Origin of the sequence: Burkholderia sp. BCC0398 (assembly GCF_902833245.1) — a bacterium.
GTDB lineage: Bacteria > Pseudomonadota > Gammaproteobacteria > Burkholderiales > Burkholderiaceae > Burkholderia > Burkholderia sola.
Genome location: NZ_CADFEM010000003.1, coordinates 140,215 through 162,578, shown reverse-complemented (window position 1 = coordinate 162,578; position 22,364 = coordinate 140,215). Strand labels below are relative to the sequence as shown.

At 63.2% G+C, this 22,364-nt stretch carries 18 protein-coding genes; 11 read left to right on the top strand and 7 right to left on the bottom strand.

Annotation, left to right across the window (positions count from 1 at the left end):
- The first annotated feature begins 4 nt into the window (after positions 1-4).
- The 5 genes from HWX76_RS07410 (at position 5) to HWX76_RS07390 (ending at position 3,984) form a co-directional block, all read left to right on the top strand.
- A complete protein-coding gene (locus HWX76_RS07410; RefSeq protein WP_176015635.1) occupies positions 5-376 on the top strand; it encodes a putative peptidoglycan-binding domain-containing protein in 372 nt (123 codons plus the stop codon).
- 2 nt (positions 377-378) lie between these two features.
- Positions 379-1,020 (top strand): hypothetical protein, encoded by a 642-nt coding sequence (locus HWX76_RS07405; RefSeq protein WP_244137946.1) that lies wholly within the window; start codon positions 379-381, stop codon positions 1,018-1,020.
- Between the two features lie 155 nt (positions 1,021-1,175).
- Positions 1,176-1,964: a DNA adenine methylase gene (locus tag HWX76_RS07400; protein ID WP_176015633.1), complete on the top strand. Its 789-nt coding sequence runs from the start codon at positions 1,176-1,178 to the stop codon at positions 1,962-1,964.
- Between the two features lie 251 nt (positions 1,965-2,215).
- Positions 2,216-2,989 (top strand): hypothetical protein, encoded by a 774-nt coding sequence (locus HWX76_RS07395; RefSeq protein WP_176015632.1) that lies wholly within the window; start codon positions 2,216-2,218, stop codon positions 2,987-2,989.
- 155 nt (positions 2,990-3,144) lie between these two features.
- Entirely contained in the window at positions 3,145-3,984 is an 840-nt protein-coding gene (locus HWX76_RS07390; protein ID WP_176015631.1) for a hypothetical protein, read from the top strand.
- 321 nt (positions 3,985-4,305) lie between these two features.
- On the opposite strand, the gene HWX76_RS07385 is transcribed toward HWX76_RS07390, so the two are convergent.
- The gene (locus HWX76_RS07385) at positions 4,306-6,726 is read right to left on the bottom strand and encodes a hypothetical protein (RefSeq protein ID WP_176015630.1); all 2,421 of its coding nucleotides are present in this window, start codon (positions 6,724-6,726) and stop codon (positions 4,306-4,308) included.
- A gap of 443 nt (positions 6,727-7,169) precedes the next feature.
- Positions 7,170-7,352 carry a rubredoxin gene (locus HWX76_RS07380; protein ID WP_006478164.1) on the bottom strand — a complete coding sequence of 61 codons (183 nt, stop codon included), beginning with the start codon at positions 7,350-7,352 and terminating at the stop codon, positions 7,170-7,172.
- Between the two features lie 199 nt (positions 7,353-7,551).
- Here HWX76_RS07380 and HWX76_RS07375 point away from each other — a divergent pair, with 199 nt between their 5' ends.
- The 5 genes from HWX76_RS07375 to HWX76_RS07355 all read left to right on the top strand — a co-directional run bounded on the left by HWX76_RS07375 (position 7,552) and on the right by HWX76_RS07355 (position 15,492).
- Positions 7,552-7,956 carry a DUF4399 domain-containing protein gene (locus HWX76_RS07375; protein ID WP_176015629.1) on the top strand — a complete coding sequence of 135 codons (405 nt, stop codon included), beginning with the start codon at positions 7,552-7,554 and terminating at the stop codon, positions 7,954-7,956.
- A gap of 228 nt (positions 7,957-8,184) precedes the next feature.
- Complete coding sequence (locus HWX76_RS07370) at positions 8,185-10,170, top strand: ATP-binding cassette domain-containing protein (RefSeq protein WP_175978821.1); 1,986 nt, start codon at positions 8,185-8,187, stop codon at positions 10,168-10,170.
- Positions 10,171-10,390: 220 nt separating this feature from the next.
- A complete protein-coding gene (parE, locus tag HWX76_RS07365) occupies positions 10,391-12,373 on the top strand; it encodes a DNA topoisomerase IV subunit B (protein ID WP_050017499.1) in 1,983 nt (660 codons plus the stop codon).
- Positions 12,374-12,449: 76 nt separating this feature from the next.
- Complete coding sequence (parC, locus tag HWX76_RS07360) at positions 12,450-14,771, top strand: DNA topoisomerase IV subunit A (protein ID WP_050017500.1); 2,322 nt, start codon at positions 12,450-12,452, stop codon at positions 14,769-14,771.
- Positions 14,772-15,033: 262 nt separating this feature from the next.
- Positions 15,034-15,492, top strand: coding sequence for a CopD family protein (locus tag HWX76_RS07355; RefSeq protein WP_050017501.1), 459 nt, complete (start codon positions 15,034-15,036; stop codon positions 15,490-15,492).
- A gap of 59 nt (positions 15,493-15,551) precedes the next feature.
- Here HWX76_RS07355 and HWX76_RS07350 read toward each other — a convergent pair whose 3' ends face one another.
- Positions 15,552-16,436 (bottom strand): LysR family transcriptional regulator, encoded by an 885-nt coding sequence (locus tag HWX76_RS07350; protein WP_069618083.1) that lies wholly within the window; start codon positions 16,434-16,436, stop codon positions 15,552-15,554.
- Between the two features lie 112 nt (positions 16,437-16,548).
- Between HWX76_RS07350 and HWX76_RS07345 the strand changes: the two genes are divergently transcribed.
- Entirely contained in the window at positions 16,549-16,995 is a 447-nt protein-coding gene (locus HWX76_RS07345) for a multidrug/biocide efflux PACE transporter (RefSeq protein ID WP_050017503.1), read from the top strand.
- Between the two features lie 45 nt (positions 16,996-17,040).
- On the opposite strand, the gene HWX76_RS07340 is transcribed toward HWX76_RS07345, so the two are convergent.
- The 4 genes from HWX76_RS07340 to HWX76_RS07325 all read right to left on the bottom strand — a co-directional run bounded on the left by HWX76_RS07340 (position 17,041) and on the right by HWX76_RS07325 (position 22,361).
- Positions 17,041-18,246, bottom strand: coding sequence for a chromate transporter (locus tag HWX76_RS07340; RefSeq protein WP_124554815.1), 1,206 nt, complete (start codon positions 18,244-18,246; stop codon positions 17,041-17,043).
- Positions 18,247-18,448: 202 nt separating this feature from the next.
- Positions 18,449-20,788: an EAL domain-containing protein gene (locus tag HWX76_RS07335; protein WP_050018122.1), complete on the bottom strand. Its 2,340-nt coding sequence runs from the start codon at positions 20,786-20,788 to the stop codon at positions 18,449-18,451.
- A 216-nt stretch (positions 20,789-21,004) separates the two neighbouring features.
- Positions 21,005-21,889, bottom strand: a complete 885-nt coding sequence (locus HWX76_RS07330; RefSeq protein ID WP_176015628.1) for a PhzF family phenazine biosynthesis protein — start codon at positions 21,887-21,889, stop codon at positions 21,005-21,007.
- 13 nt (positions 21,890-21,902) lie between these two features.
- Positions 21,903-22,361, bottom strand: a complete 459-nt coding sequence (locus HWX76_RS07325) for a RidA family protein (RefSeq protein WP_006478174.1) — start codon at positions 22,359-22,361, stop codon at positions 21,903-21,905.
- Positions 22,362-22,364 lie beyond the last annotated feature (3 nt).

The window sequence follows — 22,364 nt, the reverse complement described above, 5'->3', positions numbered from 1 at the left end:
AAATTTGATCGATGAATCTGTTCCTGATGGCTATCTCCATGCGCTGTTGGAGATAGCCAAAGTGACTTGGGGTCACGCGGCCATCGGCGTGAACACCGGGCCGCCGACCGGCGTCAAGTTCATGCAGCGGGCGCTGAACGTCCTGAACCAAAACGAAAAGACGTTCCCGGACATCGCGGTCGACGGTGGCATCGGCCCGATGACGATCACGGCGCTGAAGGCGTTCCTGCAGCAACGCGGGGCGGACGGCCATCGTGTGCTGTACGGCATGATCGCCGCGCAGCAGTCGGTGTTCTATATCGAGACAGCCGAGCGCCGGCCGGAGAACGAGAAGTTCGAGTACGGCTGGCAACTTAACCGTGCGTTGGGGGTGTGACGATGCTGGACATTCTGAAGACTGTTGCGCCGTGGCTGGTTACGGCGCTGACCGGCGGTGTGCCGGGTATCGCGGCGATGGCCGCCTCGACGATCGCGGACAAGCTCGGCTTCGGTGACGGTTCGGTGGACGCCGTGAAGGCGGCGCTAGCCGGCCAGTCGGTGACGCCCGAGCAGCTGCTCGCGTTGAAGCAGGCCGATGCAGACTTCGAGCTGAAGATGCGGCAGGCCGGCTTTTCTCACGCGGAGAGCATGGCGGGCATTCAGGTGCAGGCCGACAAGGTCGCGGCCGACGATCGCGCGAGCGCTCGCCAATTCGCTACGGCCGAACACGACCACACGGCACGGAATCTCGCCTATATGTACACGGTGGCGTTGTTCGTCGTGATCGGGCTGGAGTTCTATCTGGCGATCGGCGACATCAAGATGCCCGACGTCGTGAAGAGCACGCTCGACACGCTGCTTGGTGTGCTGATCACGATGGTGATCGGCTCGAAGGAGTACTTCTTCGGCTCGTCGTCGCGGGCGGACAAGCAGGCGGACCGCATCACGCAGTTTGCCGTATCGCCGGACATCACGGTCACGGGCGGAGCGATTGATCCGAAGATGATCGCATCGGTTCCGATCGAGCATCGGACGCCGTGACGGCCGCGATGCACTGAAGAAACAGGGCGGCCGGGCGAATGTTGGAGCATTCGCCCGGTCGCCTTTCCACTGATCGCGCCAGTGAATCAGCCAAGGCCCTGCTTACCTACGTAGGCGGGCCGAATTCTACACCAAGTTTAAAAACGGCTTTCACAATGGCAAACCCCATCATTCCTTGGATCGGCGGCAAGCGTCGTCTCGCAGATCACATCATCCCGCGTTTTCCGGCGCACGACTGTTACGTCGAAGTGTTCGCGGGCGGGGCTGCGCTGTACTTTCTGCGGCCGCCGGCCAAGGTCGAGGTCATCAACGACGTGAACGGCGAACTGGTCAACCTATATCGCGTCGTGCAGCATCACCTGGAGGAGTTCGTGCGTCAGTTCAAATGGGCGCTGACGAGTCGGCAGGTATTCGAATGGCTCAAACAAGCGGTCCCGGAAACGCTCACGGACATTCAGCGTGCGGCCCGGTTTTACTACCTGCAGAAAAGTTGCTTTGGGGCGAAGCTCGAAGGGCAGACGTTCGGCACGGCGACGACTACGCCGCCGGGCCTGAACCTTCTGCGCATCGAGGAGGAGCTATCAGCGGCGCATCTGCGGCTCGCGAACACGTTCGTCGAGCGGCTGGATTGGGCAGCGTGTATCGACCGATACGATCGACCGCATACGCTCTTCTACCTCGACCCTCCGTACTACGAGACAGAAGGGTACGGCGTAGCTTTCCCATTCAGCGAGTACGAGAGGATGGCGCAGCGGCTGCGATCGTTGAAGGGACGAGCGATCGTGAGCCTCAATGACCATCCCGATATTCGGCGCGTGTTCGACGGGTTTCACATCGAAACCGTGCCGATTCAATACACGGTCGGCGGTGGGAGGGGCGTCGAGCGAAACGAGCTTATCATTTTCAGTTGGGACGATGCGGCGCAGCCCGTCGGGCTGTTCTAACCTGGGTAAGTCACGACCTGATCTCTCTGTCAGCGTCAGATCAGGTCTGACATTGCTTCGCGGTCACTTCATCAAGGGCCGTGATCGACCCATCTCAGTCACTCGAAGGTCGATCCCCCAACTGTTGGATAACGGAGCGAAGGTGCCGGTTGGGAGGCGCGGACGGTATCGCAGCGAACAATTGAAAGTGCGCCAAGCAGCCTTTGTTTTGATACGCTACGTTCCTTCTAACAATTCGATCTCCGCCCTATATGCGCGCCATCGTCCCGAAGAATCACCCAGCTCTTGTCGGTGACAAGAGTCTGCAGGCGCGTCTAAAGACACTTGAAGACCGGATCGAGCAGAGCTATCAGGTTCATCAATTGACACAGACATTAATTGAGATAGTCGAGATTATTGGACACCGGCAGCCGCCTGCTAGACCAGCCGAGGTCTCGCAGGAGATCATGGATACTTTGCGCCAGTTCGTGCAGGATACGCCTGTTCCGGAGCACATGCGTCAACTGAATGCCGACAGGGATGCAATTTCGGGCATGGTTCGTCGTAACGGAAAAGGGTATGTACTCGGACTCCTAAGTCATAGACTTCGGCTCGGTCTAGAAGTGCTATTTTCCGGACTTGTCGTCAGTTACATTCAGATGTTTGAGGGGGCGGATGGGCGCTCGAAGATCGACAAAAGAAAGTTTTTCAAAGGAAACGATGAGATTGAGAACGCGCATGAGACCTTCGACATGCTCAGAAATAAGCAGTACGCGCACAAAGAGCTAGACTTCGACCGACACCGCATCTGCTACACGGTAGATGGGAGCGGCCAGATAGCAATTGACCCTGGTGCTCCCCAAATGACTAGGGAATATCACTTGGAGTCAAGTGGTGACCTTCTTCGCTTATTGACGGCATTGCGTTTACATCTCAGTGAAGAGATCAAAGATAGAAGCGCGGCGATCGTGGAGCGCCTTAGCGACGAACAGAAGCGTGTGCTGCTGGAGCATGCCAGGCAAAGCGAAGGCCCGCACAACGCCTAGCCTGTTGTGGTCGCCCGCGAATTTGCACACTTCGGGAGGTGAGCGTGTGAGTAAACTTCGCCCGTAACTTAAAAACAATCTTGCTCATAGGGGGCAGTATGACGCGACTCGGAGACCGATACAACGCGTTCAAACGGTTCTATAACGATTCGAAGGTGACATTTGACGGCTTCTTTCAGAACGACACAGCCGCAAATGAATTGGCAAAATATTATTCATTTTATGCCACCCCTGGTGGTTCGAATGGTGCCATCGACGATCGAGTGGTGGAGGTCTTTTATGGAAATCGCGCGTTAGGCGCAACTCAACAACTTGCTTCTGGAGCAAATGGTTTTCCAACTGTAAAACGGGTGACAACCGTGGAATCCGGTGCCCACTTGATTTACGAGCGAACGGATGCTGGAACAGTCGTCGTGACCCTTTACCCTGCAACTACGGCTGCGTTGAAGCAGCGGGAAGATTTTATCGTCTTAGATTGGATTAGAAGTCCTCATTCAATTTGCTCGAAGAAAATCCATCGACGGCACTGGCGGACATTTGTATCGTACATGCAATGCACTAGCGTAGACGGGTTGCCGACTTTCGCTGACAGACTTCGTGTGGGTTGGATGCGGTTTACGAAGCCCATGTCCGTTAATAAAAAGATCAAGAGGCGACGGGTCAGTCGGGTGACTAGTAAGGTGCTTCAGTACGTCTTGACAATTGGGCTCAGTGGATTCTTGTTTTCGTTGGTCTCGCTGTGGCAGTCTGCCGGGCAGGAATCGCAGGTACGTAACGAACGAGACGCTTTGATTCGTGACGCGGAGCGATGGAGAGTCACGACTGAAATTCTCAATCATCGGATCGACTCGCTGGAATCAAAGGTTGGTAAGCTCCAAGAGTTTGACACCGCAAGACAAAGCACGAAATCTGTGTCACGGACCGAGCCTCTATCATCGCAAACGGTACACGGCCGCGAAACGAGTCGTAGCCGAAACAAAACACCGACGCAGTGAGTGGTACGCAGAGAGCGAGATCCCAAATGGGACGAGATGAACTTACCGATGTTCACTCTCTTCTTAGAATGGCCTTTAGGCGAATAGATGCAAACGCTCGCGTTTCAACCTTGAATAACTGTTCAAGGCCGAACTGGGTCAGCCGATCTGGCGCCGCTGGTTTGGTCTAGTTCAGTCTTATACAGTCGTGGAACAAAGTAACTTGCCGACAAACACAGGAGAAGGTCAATCAATGCTTGGCGGGTAAGATTGTTCCGCGTACTCCTCGTTGGAGCGATTCTATCGACGCGCGATAGAACTATTATGCAAGTACCAATCTGTCTACTCAGCCATCCGAAGCGTTTTCTGGCGTGCCCGCTGTCGCTCCCAGCGCATCTGCCATTCTTGATCCAGCGGCGGCAGGTTCAGGTACAGTTGCTGAGTCGCATCACAGAGGTTGAGTAATCCGTAAGCATTGGGAAATCTCGCGCGCAGCGCTTCAGTCCAACAATACGGGGGGCCACTCCAATGCAATAGCTCAGTACCAGTGAGAATCAGAACAGGGTTGATGGAGCGCTCTGCTTTCCAGTGTTTCCTCCCAAACTTCGCAAGCTTGCCAATTGATACGATTTCCTTCGCGGTCAGAGTTTCTCTCAAAGTACTGAAGACCAGGATGGCGCCCGGGAAAGTCTCGGCCAACATGCGCATTCTGTCGATGTCCTTAGCCTCGAATTTGCCGTATGTTTTGCATTCTCCGAACAGCAAACCTTCGCTCTGTTCACCATAGACCGAATCCCTCCAGAACATGGCAAAGTCTGCTTCCATATTAAACTTACCCGGCGACGTCGCTGTGAAGCTAGGAACCGATGTCGTCCGTAGTCCTGTATGCATACGGTCACTAAGGGCAGCAATGGTCAGCAATACGGCGTGTGCACCATCTGCATAGTTTGGGACGCTGAACGGCCCGGCGGTCCGGTAGTACCATCCACCGGATGATTGGTCGATATTGCCGGCGGCAGGGAAGTAAGTCAGGCACTTCGGACACTCTAGCGACTCATTTAGTGCTGACATGGCGAACCAGGTATTGCGTTGGCAGGTAGGGCATTGTGTTCGCAGGCCAAGCTTGAAGACGCCACTCTGGAGAAACGTCTCGTACAACTTGGGATTCTTTAGTCGGCTCTTGACCTCGCCGACAGAAACCTCACGTGCCGCGGTTAACCGGCTCGCGTCAATCGGCGTTCCATTCTTGCTGACGGCCCCGCCATTCATGTGTTCTAGCAGTCCTAGGACAGCCTTGTCAGCGAGCAATCTTGAGTTCCCACGAAGTCGTTTGAAAATCTGCTTGGCGAGGATGCCGGGCGGTGACAATTCGGCCTTCCACCCAAGATCTTCTAACCAAGCAAAGATGATCGCTTCAGAAGACGGTACAGTTCGCGACTGGATGAACGAGTGTTGCACAAGCTTCACCAAGCCGTGTCGCCCAATGCGCCACTGACCTGGGAGGCCCCCCATACCGGAAATCGCGCTAGCTAAATGGTTCCCCTTGATTTTCGGATAGACCTCAGCGAGATGCTCCTCTGCGCCATATAGACGCAAGTCGAATTCGTTCGCGCACAGCCCTTCGCTATGGAACCAATCCGGCGGTACAAATTCCGGCACCAAAGCCTTGATCCGCATTTCAAGGTCGGAAGGACTTGTTATGTCGATTGAATGCTCTCCCTCTGCATAGACGTCAGCCACGCCGCCGTCTTTGCCACGAGCCCACTCGTCCCAGATACGTGGATACCAATGTTGCAACGAAAAATATGGCCCGGTTACGGTGTTTGCGTCTGCGGTCGGAAACTCAAGCGTGGCCGCATACGCCTGCATTTCTTCCATCGTTGAGTGGCGACTGCGAATGAATGTTGCGACATCGAATTGTTTAGGATCATGTGGCCATTGCCGGCGTTCCGCGACAAGAAACTCGACCGCCACACGCCTGAATGGCTCTTCTTGTAAAAACTGTTTTGGTAGTGGAAGTACGTTTCTACCAGTAGCTCGAAGGTTCCAGTAGTCGACGACATCCTCAACGTTGCCCGCATCCATGAAAAAGATGCATGCGTGTCGTCCATAGTTCGTATTGCCGTGCCGGAAAAGGTCCCACCCCGTAATTCTTCTTGGGAAAAGAACGTCTGGTCCCGTGAGTGTCGGGAACGATTCCGTCGTAACTGGTGGTTGTTCGATGTCCAAGGGTTCTGCGTAGTGCCCGATTATCTCCGAAAGGGTATCGTCGGCATACTCTCCATATACGCTTGCCCAAAATAGTCCGAGTTTATTCGGAATAACCGGTGTCACGACTCTGACGGGATACTTTGCCTTGTATTTGAAGAATTCCTTGTAAATGGCATCGAATAGTGTGAATGCACCGATTCCGTAGGTAGGTAGACCAAGGGCACCCGCTCGCTCCCACACTTCGCGAGGCTTAACAACCGGCAGGCGTACGTCGGCGACATAAGACGGAAGGCTTTGAGAGAACTGAACGAGGATGTCCGGATCGAATGCATCGATATAGCCGCGCACCACATCGCGTGAGCTGGGAGGCGACAAGGGCTTCTCACGCCAGCTCGCTGGCATCCGTTTGAAGAGCGGGATGATCGGAAAGTAGACCCCTCCCCAAAGGCTACTGGCAAGACGGATGGCTTCGCGTACCTGCGATGCGCTATTGGGATCGACTAAGAAAGCCAACTTGGTCGGTCGAATCTTGATATCAACGGTGCCGCGCATATAGTAGATATTCTATTTTTTATGGTAACCAAGTTTAACAAGCATAGACGGATCTCGGCGCGATTAGCCCGATCTCGCTGGGCGTTCAATGCGTCTTATCTGATAAGGCACCGGTACTGCTACATCATCAGGCAATGCAAGTTGCTTTGCAACCGGTGGCAGGATTGACGCTCAGAAGCACAATAGCCCGCTACGAGCGGGCTTTTTCAAGTGCTACAAATTTGCTACAGCAAGGGGCGGAAGCCTTGCTGGACAAGCCTTGCGCTTGTCATTCCATCCCCTGAACTACGGGGAGAGCCATATCCGGGCAATCGCGCGAAAAACCGCGAGCCGGACGGCGGTGTGGACAGCGCGCAGAGTATAGCAAACGCGCGGCGCGTCGGCGGGGCGGAATGCACCCGCGACGCACGTATCGCGAGATCACCCGCGACCGAAACAGAAAATCAGAAATCGACGACGACGAAATCTTCCTTGCCCACGTCGCACAGCGGGCAGCGCCAGTCCGCGGGAATGTCGGCGAAACGCGTGCCGGCCGGAATGCCTTCGTCGGGCAGCCCTTCCGCTTCGTTGTAGACCCACCCGCAAATCAGGCAGACCCAGCTCTGGTATTCGGTTACTTCGCTCATGTTGCGCTCGGGATAAAGAAAATTCGGCGATGCCGTCCGCAGCCTCGCCGGCGGACGAAAGGCGCAATGTTACCGGAATTTCGTCGAACGCCAGCGCAACGTCGTTTTAAACGTACGCATCGCGAACAACGCAACTGAAACACGCCCGCTGTTCGTGCGGTGTATGCTTCCGAGGCTGTCCAATCATAAGGAGAATGCGATGCTGAACAGAAAGTGGATCGCAGGTGCGGTATGCGTCGCGGCGATGGCCGTGTCGACGATCGCGCGGGCCGAGGCGCGCGTGTATTTCGAAGCGCCGAGCGACGGTGCGACGGTGTCGAATCCGGTGCATGTGAAGTTCGGTCTCGAAGGCATGGCGCTGAAGCCGGCCGGCGACATGACGCCGGATACCGGTCACCATCACCTGCTGATCGACGGCCGGCCGATTCCGAAAGGCGACGTGATCCCGGCGAGCGAACGTTCGCTGCATTTCGGCAAGGCCCAGACCGAGACCGACGTGAAGCTGCCGCCCGGCCAGCACACGCTGACGCTGCAATTCGGTGACGGCGCGCACCGTTCGTACGGTCCCGAACTGAGCTCGACGATCACGGTCAACGTGAAATAACCGTGCATCCCGCGCTGGCGCGCGATGCGCCGCGGGGGATCTGCCGATCGGCCGGCCCCTGGCATCCGGCCCGCATCCGCGTGCTCATGCGGGCACGCAAACCGTAGCCGGCATCCGAAAACCGGAGGTCGGCCACACCGCCCACGATACCGCGTCGGCGCCCATCGGAAACGCCCCGCGGCACTCGTCCATCCAGCCGAGCCGATGCCGGCCTCCGCGCCCGGTACAATGGGCGCTTCCGATTTCTCTCTTCGCCGTCTCCCCATGTCGCTCTATTCCATTACCGGCGCGCAGCTCGCGTTCGGTCACGTCGCGTTGCTCGATCACGCGGATTTCTCGCTGGAAGCCGGCGAGCGGGTCGGCCTGATCGGCCGCAACGGCGCGGGCAAGTCGTCGCTGCTGAAGATCGTCGCCGATCTCGCGAAGCCCGACGACGGGCTGGTCACGCGCCAGCAGGAGCTCGTGACCGTCTACGTGCCGCAGGAGCCCGAATTCGAGCCAGGCGCGACGGTGTTCGACGCGGTCGCGTCGGGGCTCGGGCATACGCGCGAACTGCTCGAAGAATACGATTCGATCGCGCACCGCCTCGCGGAGATACCGGAGGGCGCCGAGCACGATGCGCTGCTCGCGCGGATGAACGCGCTGCAGTCGTCGCTCGATGCGCACGACGCGTGGAACTGGCGTACGCGCGTGTCGATGACGCTCGCGCAAATCGGCCTGACGGACGGCGACGCAAGCGTCGACGCGCTGTCGGGCGGGATGCAGAAGCGCGTCGCACTGGCGCGCGCACTGGTGCTGCAGCCCGACGTGCTGCTGCTCGACGAACCGACCAACCACCTCGACTTCGACGGCATCCGCTGGCTCGAGGAGCTGCTCGTCGCGCAGCGCGCGGGCCTGCTGTTCATCACCCACGATCGCGCGTTTCTCGATCGCGTCGCGACGCGCATCGTCGAGCTCGATCGCGGCCGGCTGCTGTCGTACCCGGGCAATTTCTCCGCGTACCAGACGCGCAAGGCGCAGCAGCTCGAAGTCGAGCGCGTGGAGAACGAGAAGTTCGACAAGCTGCTCGCGCAGGAAGAAGTGTGGATCCGCAAGGGCGTCGAGGCGCGCCGCACGCGCAGCGTCGGTCGCATCGCGCGGCTCGTGCAGATGCGCAACGAGCGCGCGGAGCGCCGCAATGCGCAGGGCAACGTGAAGCTCGACGTCGCGCAGGGCGAAAAGTCCGGCAAGATCGTCGCGGAGCTGACCGACGTGACGAAGCGCTACGGCGGCCGCACGGTGGTCGACCGCTTCTCGACGACGGTCATGCGCGGCGACAAGATCGGCTTCGTCGGCCCGAACGGCGCCGGCAAGACGACGTTGCTGAAGCTGATTCTCGGCGACCTGAAGCCCGACGAAGGCACGGTGCGCACCGGTACGAACCTGCAGGTCGCGTATTTCGACCAGATGCGCGCGCAGCTCGACCAGGAGAAGAGCCTGGCCGACACGATCAGCCCCGGCAGCGAATGGGTCGAGATCGGCGGCGTGCGCAAGCACGTGATGAGCTATCTCGGCGATTTCCTGTTCGCGCCGGAACGCGCGCGTTCGCCGGTGAAGTCGCTGTCGGGCGGCGAGCGTAACCGGCTGCTGCTCGCGCGCCTGTTCGCGCGCCCGGCCAACGTGCTGGTGCTCGACGAACCGACCAACGACCTCGACATCCCGACGCTCGAACTCCTCGAAGAACTGCTGGCCGACTACGACGGCACGGTGCTGCTGGTCAGCCACGATCGCGCGTTCCTCGACAACGTCGTGACGTCGGTGATCGCGGCCGAGGGCGACGGCAAGTGGCGCGAATACGTCGGCGGCTTCACCGACTGGCAGATCCAGAGCGAGCGCTCGGAGCAGCTCGCGCAGCAGGAAGCGGCGAAGCGCGCGGTCAAGGAGGCGGCGCCCGCGAAGGACGAACCGGCAAAGAGCGCGGCCGGCCGCAACGCGCAGCGCACGGTGAAGCTGTCGTTCAACGAGCAGCGCGAGCTCGATTCGCTGCCGGAGAAGATCGCCGCGCTCGAAGCGGAGCAGAAGACGATCAATGCGCAGCTCGAGGACGGCGCGATTTTCGCGAAGGATCCGCAGGAAGGTACGCGCCTGACCGAGCGGTTCGCGGCGATCGACGACGAACTGCTCGCCGCGCTCGAACGGTGGGAAACGCTCGAGGCGAAGCGCAAGCCGGTGTGACGCGCGCGGTGCGCGCCGATCCCGCGATTGGCGCGCCACGCGGAACCAGTAAAATACCGCGCGTCCAGGGTCGCGCCGCACACGCCGCGCGCCCGCTTTCGGAGCAGTCCAAGCACACCGTTGTTTCGATTCGCTTTTTTACGGAACTCAACGTTTTGTCCACGACGTTATCCACACGAGGTGTGGACAACGTCCCGATGAATGACGAAATTCAGCGCCTATGTCAACGAAGAAACCCAGCGCGGCCTATAGCGAAGCATCGATCAAGGTGCTCAAGGGTCTCGAGCCGGTCAAGCAGCGGCCCGGCATGTATACCCGTACCGAGAATCCGCTGCACATCATCCAGGAAGTCATCGACAACGCGTCCGACGAGGCGCTCGGCGGCTACGGCAAGCAGATCACGGTCACGCTGCACGCCGACCAGTCGGTCTCCGTCGAAGACGACGGCCGCGGCATCCCGTTCGGCATGCACCCCGAAGAGGGCGTACCGGTCGTCGAGATCGTGTTCACGCGCCTGCACGCGGGCGGCAAGTTCGACAAGGCCGCAGGCGGCGCGTATACGTTCTCGGGCGGCCTGCACGGGGTCGGCGTGTCGGTGACGAACGCGCTGGCGACGCGTCTCGACGTGACGGTATGGCGCGACGGCAAGATCGCCGAACTCGGCTTCGCCGACGGCGACGTCGTGAAGCCGCTGTCCACGCAAGGCGCGGGCCGCGGCGAGAAGAAATCCGGCACGCGCGTGCAGGTGTGGCCGAATCCGAAATACTTCGATTCGCCGAACCTGCCGCTCGGCGAGTTGCAGCGCCTGCTGCGCTCGAAGGCCGTGCTGCTGCCGGGCGTCGAGGTCGTGCTCGTCAACGAAAAGACCGGCGAGCGCCAGACGTGGAAGTATGAAGACGGCCTGCGCGGCTACCTGCTCGACGAAATGAACGGCAGCGAGCTGCTGATCCCGCTGTTCGAAGGCGAGCGTTTCGCCGATGCGCGTTCGACCGACGAAACCTTCGCCGAAGGCGAGGGCGCATCGTGGGTCGTCGCATGGAGCGAGGAAGGCTCGCTGGTGCGCGAGTCGTACGTGAACCTGATCCCCACGCCGGCCGGCGGCACGCACGAGTCGGGCCTGCGCGACGGTCTCTACCAGGCGGTGAAGAGCTTCGTCGAACTGCACAACCTGCAGCCGAAGGGCGTGAAGCTGCTCGCGGAAGACGTGTTCGCGCGCGTGTCGTTCGTGCTGTCCGCGAAGGTGCTCGATCCGCAGTTCCAGGGGCAGATCAAGGAACGGCTGAACAGCCGCGACGCGGTGAAGCTCGTGTCGTCGTTCTCGCGTCCGGCGCTCGAACTGTGGCTGAACCAGCACGTCGAGCACGGCAAGAAGCTCGCCGAGCTCGTGATCAAGCAGGCGCAGGCGCGTACGCGCGCCGGCCAGAAGGTCGAGAAGCGCAAGAGCTCGGGCGTCGCGGTGCTGCCGGGCAAGCTGACCGATTGCGAGACGGAAGACATTGCGCGCAACGAACTGTTCCTCGTCGAGGGCGACTCGGCGGGCGGCTCCGCGAAGATGGGCCGCGACAAGGAATACCAGGCGATCCTGCCGCTGCGCGGCAAGGTGCTGAACACATGGGAAACCGAGCGCGATCGTCTCTTCGCGAACAACGAGGTGCACGACATCTCGGTCGCGATCGGCGTCGATCCGCACAGCCCGGACGATACCGTCGACGTGTCGAACCTGCGCTACGGCAAGATCTGCATCCTGTCGGACGCGGACGTCGACGGCTCGCACATCCAGGTGCTGCTGCTCACGCTGTTCTTCAAGCATTTCCCGCAACTGATCGAGCGCGGCCACGTGTACGTCGCGCGCCCGCCGCTGTTCCGCGTCGACGCGCCGGCGCGCGGCAAGAAGCCCGCGCAGAAGCTCTATGCGCTCGACGACGGCGAGCTCGAAGCGATCCTCGACAAGCTGCGCAAGGACGGCGTGCGCGACACGCAGTGGAGCATCAGCCGCTTCAAGGGCCTCGGCGAAATGAGCGCCGAGCAGTTGTGGGACACGACGATGAATCCCGACACGCGCCGCCTGATGCCGGTGAAGCTCGGCGAGCTCGACTACGAGGCGACCGTCGCCCGGATGACGATGCTGATGGGCAAGGGCGAGGCAGCCGCGCGGCGCGGCTGGCTCGAGGAAAAGGGCAACGACGTCGAAGCGGATATTTAAGCGTTAAGCGGAGCTTCCGCGCGGCCGGGCATGACGCCCGGCCCGGCCTCACGCCACTTACGAATACGGAATTCAGATGGACGACAATACTTCCGATCTCTTTGCCAGCCCCGACGCGCCCGAGAGCGACGCGCTGACGCTCGGCAACTACGCGGAGCAGGCGTATCTCAGCTACGCGGTCAGCGTCGTGAAGAGCCGCGCGCTGCCCGACGTGTGCGACGGCCAGAAGCCGGTGCAGCGCCGGATCCTGTTCGCGATGAACGAAATGGGCCTCGGCCCCGACGCGAAGCCGGTGAAGTCGGCGCGCGTGGTCGGCGACGTGCTCGGTAAATACCACCCGCACGGCGACCAGTCGGCGTACGACGCGCTCGTGCGTCTCGCGCAGGATTTCTCGCTGCGCTACCCGCTGATCGACGGGCAGGGCAACTTCGGTTCGCGCGACGGCGACGGCGCGGCGGCGATGCGTTACACGGAAGCGCGGCTCACGCCGATCGCGAAGCTGCTGCTCGACGAGATCGACCAGGGCACGGTCGACTTCATGCCGAACTACGACGGCTCGTTCGAGGAGCCGAAGACGCTGCCGAGCCGCATGCCGTTCGTCCTGCTGAACGGCGCGTCGGGCATCGCGGTCGGCCTCGCCACCGAAATCCCGTCGCACAACCTGCGCGAAGTCGCGGCCGCGGCGGTCGCGTTGATCCGCAATCCGAAGCTCACGCATGCGGAGCTGATGAACCTGATCCCCGGCCCGGACTTCCCGGGCGGCGGCCAGATCATATCGAGCGACACCGAGATCGCGGCGGCCTATGAAACCGGCCGCGGCAGCCTGAAGGTGCGCGCGCGCTGGAAGATCGAGGATCTCGCGCGCGGCCAGTGGCAACTCGTCGTCACCGAGCTGCCGCCGAGCACGTCGGGCCAGAAGGTGCTCGAGGAAATCGAGGAGCTGACCAACCCGAAGCTCAAGCTCGGCAAGAAGACGCTCACGCCCGAACAACTCAACACGAAGAAGGCGATGCTCGACCTGCTCGACGCGGTGCGCGACGAGTCGGGCAAGGAAGCGGCGGTGCGGCTCGTGTTCGAGCCGAAGTCGCGCACGATCGACCAGACGGAATTCGTGAATACGCTGCTCGCGTACACGAGCCTCGAATCGAACGCGACGCTGAACCTCGTGATGATCGGCGCCGACGGCCGGCCGGGCCAGAAGGGCCTGCTGACGATCCTCGACGAATGGGTGAAGTTCCGCCAGCTGACGATGACGCGCCGGTGTCGCCATCGTCTCGCGAAGGTCGACGACCGCATCCACATCCTCGAAGGGCGGATGATCGTCTTCCTGAACATCGACGACGTGATCCGCATCATCCGCGAGTCGGACGAGCCGAAGGCCGCGCTGATGAGCGCGTTCGGCCTCAGCGAGCGGCAGGCCGAGGACATCCTCGAAATCCGGCTGCGCCAGCTCGCGCGGCTCGAGAAGATCAAGATCGAGAAGGAACTCGAAGCGCTGCGCGACGAGAAGGCGAAGCTCGAGGACCTGCTCGCGAACGAAAGCGCGATGAAGCGGCTGATGATCAAGGAGATCGAGGCCGACGCGAAGCAGTACGGCGACGATCGCCGCACGCTGATCCAGCAGGAAAAGCGCGCGACGTTCGAGGCGAAGGTGGTCGACGAGCCGGTGACGGTGGTCGTATCGCAGAAGGGCTGGGTGCGCGCGCTGAAGGGTCACGGGCTCGACCCGGCCGGCTTCACGTTCAAGGCGGGCGACCATCTCTACGCGGCGTTCCAGTGCCGCACGCCGGATCGCCTGATCGCGTGGGGCAGCAGCGGCCGCGTGTATTCGGTCGACGTGTCGGTGCTGCCGGGCGGGCGCGGCGACGGCGTGCCGGTCACGTCGCTGATCGAGCTCGAATCGGGCTCGCACCTGATGCACTACTACGCGGCGCCGGCCGACCAGCAACTGCTGCTCGCGTCGAGCAACGGCTTCGGCTTCCTCGCGAAGGTCGGCGACATGGTGAGCCGCCTGAAGGCCGGCAAGTCGTTCATGACGATCGATACTGGCGCGGTGCCGCTCGCGCCGATGCCGGTGCTGCCGAACGCGACGCAGGTCGCGTGTCTGTCGAGCGGCGGGCGCTTGCTCGTGTTCGGGATGGACGAGATGAAGACGCTGTCCGGCGGCGGGCGCGGCGTGATCCTGATGGCGCTCGACGACAAGGAAACGCTCGTGCAGGCGCTGGCGATCGATCCGGCCGGCGTCGTGCTGATCGGCACCGGCCGCGGCGGCAAGGTGCAGGACGACACGCTGTCGTATGCCGGGCTCGCGCCGCACATCGGCAAGCGCGCCCGCAAGGGCCGCGCGCCGGACACGAAGCTCAAGGTCGTCACCGAGTTGCGTCCGCTGCTGGGCTGACGCCGCGCGGTCGACCGGACCGTCGGGTTCACCCGGTTCGGCCGCGATCGAAGGCCGCACGTCCGCTTCGGCGGGCGTGCGGCTTTTTCTTTCCGGCGCAGGAATGCGGGTAAGCAAGCGTGGCGCTGTCACGCGGAATTTGCAAAATAGTGTGAAATCGCGTCGAGGGTCCGAACCGCCGCGCGGCTGACGGGTCGAACGTCGCTTGATGCCGCGTGCGACGCGGCCGTTCGCTGCACCCACTCATCACAGGATCGTCCCCATGTCCCACGCCGTTGCCGTCGCGCTGTTTCTTCACCTGCTGGCCGTCGCCGTGTGGGTGGGCGGGATGGTCTTCGCGCACTTCTGCCTGCGCCCCGCGCTGTCCGACCTGTCGCCGCAGTTGCGGCTGCCGCTGATCGAAGGCGTGTTCGGCCGCTTCTTCAACTGGGTGTCGGGGGCCGTGATCGTGATCCTGCTGTCCGGCGGTTTCCTGCTGATGAGCTTCGGCGGCGCGCACGCGACGTGGTCGCTGCATGCAATGGCCGGGCTCGGCGTCGTGATGATGCTGATCTTCGGGCACATCCGCTTCGCGCTGTTCCCGCGCATTCGCCGTGCGGTGCAGGCGCAGAACTGGCCGGACGGTGCCCGCGCGGTGAATGCGGTGCGGCTGCTGGTCGTCGTGAACCTCGTGCTCGGCGTCGTCACGATCGGCGCGGCCGTGCTGTCGCGCGGTTTCTGACCGGCCGGCGTCAGCCCTTCGCCCTCGGCCGTCGGCCGCACGCCCGGCGGCGCGCGCCGCTATGCGGCCAGCATCGCGTCGAGCAGCCATGAGCCGGCCGGCCCGAGCGGCCGGTTGCGCGACCAGACCGCATCCACCCGTACACGGCGCGGCCAGCCGCGCGCGCGCAGCTCGCACAGCCGGTCGCGCGCGAAGTGCTCGACCATCCAGCGCGGCAGTTCCGCCCAGCCGAACCCGAGTACGGCCATCTCCAGCAGCATCAGGTAGCTCGGCGCCAGCCAGTGCTGCGTGCCGACGACGATCCGGTCGTCGGTGCCGCGACCTTCCGTCTTCACGTAGGTATTGAGGCGCAGTTCGCGCACGTCGCGCAGCGCCGCGTGCGGCACCTCGGCGTCGCCGTATTCGGCGAGCGCGTGCGTGCGGCCGACGAACAGCCCGATCTCCGATTCCTCGGCCACCGTCGCCGCGCCGATATCGGCCGGGTAGGCCGCGCGCGCGGCCATCAGCCCGAGTTGCGCGCGACCCTGCTGGATCAGGTCGAGCACGTCGTCGTGCTCGGCGATCTGGCATTCGAGCTCGAGCGCCGGAAAGCGCCGTTCGAGCGCCATCAACGTTTCCTCGTAACGCTTCGACTGGTAGGTATCGGACACGACGAGCGTGAGCCGCGCTTCCTCGCCGTGCGCGAGCCGGGCGGCCGTGCGGTCGATCGCCGCGCTGGCCTCGAGCGCGCGCTGCACCTGCGGCAGCAGCGCACGGCCGGCATCGGTGAGCGTCGGCGTGCGCGTCGAGCGGTCGAACAACTGCACGCCGAGATCGATCTCGAGATTCGCGATCGCTTCCGACACGGTCGACTGACGCTTGCCGAGCTTGCGGGCCGCGGCCGTAAACGAGCCGAGCAGTGCCGCTTCGGCGAATGCGAGCAGCGCTTCCGGGGCGTGGTGCATGCAGGGCTCCTGGTGGCTTCATATCGGTAAAACCGATGATATCAAACTGGATTCACACGGTTGTGCCGATCAGAATGGCCAGCATGAATCAAGTCATGCATCGGAGAGCATCATGAAACAGACGAATAAAACGGTGACGGAACGCCTGCTGCACGCGCTGACGTTCGAACTGGTGGCGATCGCGCTGTGCGCGCCGATCGGCGCGTGGCTGCTCGACATGCCGGTGTCGCACGTCGGCGTGCTGACGGTGATGGTGTCGTTGATCGCGATGGCGTGGAACATGACCTTCAACACGCTGTTCGACCGCTTCGAGCGGCGGGCCGGGTGGTCGCGCACGCTCGGCATGCGGATCGCGCACGCGGTGACGTTCGAGCTCGGCCTCGTCGCGATGGTGGTGCCGGTTGCCGCGTGGTGGCTGAACGTGAGCCTCGTCGAGGCGCTGCTGCTCGACCTCGGCATCGTGCTGTTCTTCCTGCCTTACACGTTCTGCTTCAACCTCGCGTACGACGCGCTGCGCGCCCGCTGGATCGCGCGCCGGGTCGCGGTACAGGCCGGTTGACGGAGTCAGGCCGGCCAGCGCGAGCAGGGCGACGGCCGCCGCCCGTCAGTGCGCGGCCCACAGCCACACGCTGCACACGGCGGCGACCACGCCGTACACGGCATAGACGGGCACCTTGAAGCGCGTGAAGCACAGCGTCGCGAACGCGCCCGTCAGCCAGTAAACCGGGTCGGCCGGTTCCCGATGCAGGATCTTCACGACGGCGACCACGAGAAAGGCCGTCGTCGCCGCGCGCAACAGGCGCATCCCGTGCTCGAAGCGCGAATGGCGCTTGAGCCGGAACAGATGGTTCTGCGCGAACACGACGAGGCACCCCGACGGAATGAACAGCGCGGCGGTGGCGAGCAGCGCACCGACCCAGCCGTCGGTCAGGTAGCCGAGAAACGGCACGACGTTCAGCAACGGCCCCGGCGCGACCGGCGACAACGCGAACGCCAGCGTGAAGTCGTGATCGGAGATGCCGGTCGCCGGCGACACGAACAGCGTCTTGAGCACCGGTAGCGCGGAGAAGCCGCCGCCGAACAGCGTCATGCCGGCGCCCGCGAGGCGCGGCCACAGCAGATCCGCCTGGTAATCGCCGGGCAGCGGCACCGCGAACAGCACGACGAGCACGCCGAGCAGCACGAGCAGGCCGCGATCGCGCCTGGACAGCGTGAAATCGACCGTGTCGCGTTGCGACGGCCCCGTCAGCCAGCCCGCTGCGAACGCGGCGAACAGAATCGCGACGAAAGCGGCCGGACTATGCGCGAAAGCAAGCAGAATCGTCGATAACGCGGCGATCGCCTGTTCGAGCCGCGTACGCGCGAGCGAGCGCAACTGCTTGACCCACGTGACGCCGATCAGCGCGGCGAGCACCATCCCGAAGTGATTGATCAGCACCGGCGCGGCCAGCGAGCGCACGAGCGGCGTCTGATAGAAGATCGCGAACAGCGTCATCAGGACCGAGAACGGCAGCACGCTGGCAATGCCGGCGATCCATGCGCCGGCACGGCCATGCAGCGTCTGGCCGACCTGCACGGCGACATTGCAGCCGACGGGGCCCGGCACGAGCCACGCGAGCGCGACGAGATCGCCGAAGACGTGCGGCTCGATGCGCTGCAGCCGCTCCACGTAGTGGCGTTCGAGCTGCGCCATCATCGAAAGCCCGCCCCACGAGACGGCCGAAATGCTGGCGACGACCTTGAACAAGGTCCATAGGGATGCCGGTGCCTCTTCGACACGCGCGGTCGCTTCGACTTCGACGGTTGTCATGATTGTGTGGTTGGCGCAGGGCCAGATCTCTCGCGTAAGGCCGTGGCGACGGCCCGCCGACACGTCGGCCCTCCCGATTGTCCGCCGCGCATCGTGACACTACCATGCGCGAAAACGCTAGTTAATGAACTAAACGAACGGATCGGAAAACGTAACAATTGCGGCGGTGCGCAAACGCGCGCCGCGGCTGCGGCGGTGCGGCTCAGCCGCCCGTGCTGCCGGTCGCGCGATGCGCGACGACGTTCGGATGATCGCCGCGCACGCCGAAGCGTGCGATCAGCGCGGGAATCGCATCGGCCGGCACCGGGCGCGAGAACAGGAAGCCCTGCGCCTCGATTTCGCCGAGCGCGGACAGCCACGTGATCTGCTCCTCGGTTTCGGTGCCCTCGACGACGACGGTCAGCCCGAGCGAGCGCGCGAGATGCACGATCGACGACACCATCACGCACACGCTGCGATCGGTCGGAATCGCCTGCACGAACGAGCGGTCGACCTTCAGCGTGTCGACGGAGAAGCGGTGCAGGTACGACAGCGACGAATAGCCGGTGCCGAAATCGTCGAGCGCGATCCGGATGCCGAGCTTTTTCAGCGCGACGATCTTCTCGGACACGAGTTCCGGATATTCCATCATCGCGGTTTCGGTGATCTCGATCTCGAGCCGGTTTGCGTCGATGCCGGTGTCCTGCAGCGCCTGCGAGATCGTCTCGATCAGGTCGCCGCGCCAGAACTGCACGGGCGAGATGTTGACCGCAAGCGTCAGCGTGTCGTGGCCTTCGTCGTGCCAGCGTGCGATCTGCGCGCATGCGGTGCGGATCACGAAGTCGCCGATCGGCACGATCAGGCCGGTCGATTCGGCGATCGAGATGAATTCGTTCGCGGAGATCACGCCGTGTTCGGGATGATCCCAGCGTGCGAGCGCCTCGAAGCCGGTGATCGTGCGGTGCGTGAGGTCGATCTTCGGCTGATACGCGAGGAACAGCTGCCCCTCGGCGAGCGCGACGCGCAATTGCTGTTCCCAGCGCATCAGGTGGTCGGCGCGGTGCGACAGGTGCGGCGCATAGAACTGGTAGCAGTTCTTGCCGGCGTCCTTCGCACTGTACATCGCGAGGTCGGCCTTTTTCAGCAGGTCGATCTCGCTTTCGTTCGCGACGGTGTGCAGCGCGATGCCGATGCTCGCGTGCAGCACGAACGAACTGCCGCGTACGTCGAACGGCTCGCTGAACATCCGGATGATCGCTTCCGCGAGCCGCACCGCGCGCCGCTCGACGTCGTCGCCCTTCATCACGACGACGAACTCGTCGCCGCCGATGCGCGCGAGCGAGCCTTCGTCGCCGACCGCATCGGCCAGGCGCGACGCGGTCATCTGCAGCACGATGTCGCCGGCGTTGTGGCCGAGCGTGTCGTTGACGGTCTTGAAGTTGTCGAGATCGATGAACAGCAGGCCGAGCCGCGACAGGCTCGCGGGCATCGAAACGTCGTTGCGCAGCCCGCGCAGCGTCGCATAGCGGTTCGCGAGGCCGGTGAGCAGGTCGTATTCGGCGAGCTGCGTCATTTCGCGCTCGCGCCCGAGCAGCTTGCCGATCAGGCCCGTCGCGACGCCGAAGAACGCGAGCATCGCGAGCGTGATGAAGCTCGTCATCAGCAGGTAGACGTTGCGCGTGTGGGTGTAGTCCGCGAACTCTTCCGTCTGCGACAGCCCGACCATCACCGCGAGCGGGTAGCCGTCGAGGTGGCGGTACGACACGATGCGCGTCACGCCGTCGATCGGATCGATGATCGTGCCCGTCACGCGCTCCGCGATCGGGTAGACGCCCGACGCCGAAAACGCGCCCGGCGCATTGCTGACCGAGCCCGTGCGTCGCGCGAGCACCGCGCCCGTGTCGGACACGACCGCGATCACGCCTTCCTTGCCGATCGCCGCGTTGTTGTAGAAATCGTTCGTGAAGTAGCTCGGGTCTTCCGACACCACGACGATGCCTGCGAAGCTGCCGTCCGGATTGTTCAGGCGCCGCGTCATCTGCAGCGTCCAGTGGCTCGACACGCGGCCGAGCACGGGCTTGCTGATGAAGAGGCGGTCGTCGTTGTGCGCGAGGTGGACCTTGAAGTGCTCGCGGTCGGACAGGTTGATCGGCTGCGGATGGAGTTCGGCGGTGTTCGCGAACAGGATGCCCTTCGCGTTGACGAGCGATACCTGGATCAGCGTGTCACTCGGTACGACGCCTTTCTCGACGGCGCTCGCGAGATTGAAGCGCGCCGGCGACTTCTCGAATTCGAACTTGACGAAGCGGGTGATCTGGTCGACCTGGTGGATCGCCTTGACCGTATGCTGTTCGAGCGCGGACGACAGGATCGCCGCGGAAGCCGCTGCTTCCTTGTACGCACTGTCCTTTTCAACGGACAGCCGCGCGATGATTACGGCCCACAGCAGCGCGAGCGCCAGCATCCCGAGCAGCGGGATGGCAAACAGCGCACGCCGGCGCGATTTGCGCGGCGCGCGCAGCGGCCGGTTCGGCGGCGTGTGGTTGGACCGGGCGGAGCTCATCGAAGAGGGCGGCGTCCTGCTCGCGTGCGCCATCCGTCTGGATGGCCGACTATGGTTCGGATTGTCCCGACGTCTGTTCGTTCGCGGGACGCGCAACCATGGACAGACCTCCGAAACAACGGATTAGGCCCGATATTACTGGCTGGAACGTTTTTGCGATAGCTGGGCAAAGCGCGGGGCGCCGGACGAGCCGGCGCCATCGCACATCGCGAAATGTCAGTCGGGCGACCGGAACGTGCCGTCGACGACCGTGACGACGTCACCGCCGATCCAGGTCGTGCCGTCCGCGTCGTAGTTGACGAAGATGCGGCCGTCGCGGCCGATCGCCGTGCCCTGGCGGGCCGTATACGACGGGCCGGGGCGGCGTTCCTGCCGCGTCAGCAGCCCGGCCAGCGCGGCGTTCGCGCTGCCGGTGACGGGGTCCTCGCCGGGGATGCCGAACTTGCCGCCCGTCATCAGGCAGCGGATCTCGAACGTCGCGGGGCCGCCTTCGGCATGCGGCGCGTAGGCGGCGAGGCCGTCCACGCCGTAGCGGTGGGTCAGCGCCGCCAGTGCGGCCGGATCGGGCGACAGGCCGATGCACGCGTCGGCCGACTTCAGCCGCACGACCAGCCACGGCGCGCCGTTGTCCACCGCACACGGCTCGGCGTCCAGGTCGAGCGCGTCGCTGCACAGCGCGGCGGCCAGTACCGCGTAGTCCGAACGGTCGAGCGGCGTGACGCGTGCCGGCGGCGCGGCGAACGCCCAGCCGTCGGCCTGCTCGCGCAGCGCGACGCGGCCGACCCCGCACTGCTGGATCAGCCGGCCCGGCGTGCGCGGCCGCGCGCCGCTTTCGAGGAACGCATGCGCGGTGCCGAGCGTCGGGTGGCCGGCGAACGGCAGTTCGCCGCCCGTCGTGAAGATCCGTACGCGATAGTCGGCTTCCGGATCGGTCGGCGTGCAGAGAAACGTCGTTTCCGACAGGTTCGTCCAGCGGGCGATCTCGAGCATCGCGTCGTCGCCGAGCGAATCGGCGTCGAACACCACGGCGAGCGGATTGCCCTTGAACGGCACCGACGTGAACACGTCGACCTGCTTGAAACGAACGAGACGGCCGGGCATCGCGCGGCGCCCGTTACGCGACTTCGGCGATCAGTTCGATCTCGACGCACGCGCCGAGCGGGATCTGCGCGACGCCGAACGCCGAGCGCGCATGCTTGCCCGCGTCGCCGAACACTTCGGCGATCAGCTCCGATGCGCCGTTCGTCACGACGTGCTGTTCGGTGAAGTCGAGCGTCGAGTTGACGAGGCTCATCAGCTTGACGATGCGCGTGACCTTGTTCAGGTCGCCGGTGTGCGCGTGCAGGGTGGCGAGCAGGTCGATCGCGATCGAGCGGGCGGCGGCCTTGCCGTCTTCCGTTTGGAGATCGGCGCCGAGCTTGCCGGCCCAGACCTTGCCGTCCTTCTTCGCGATGTGGCCCGACAGGTAGACCGTGTTGCCGCTTTGCGCGCTCATCACGTAGGCCGCGGCCGGTGCGCCGGCGGTCGGGAGCTCGATGCCGAGCGACTTCAGTTTGTCGTAGACGTTAGCCATGCG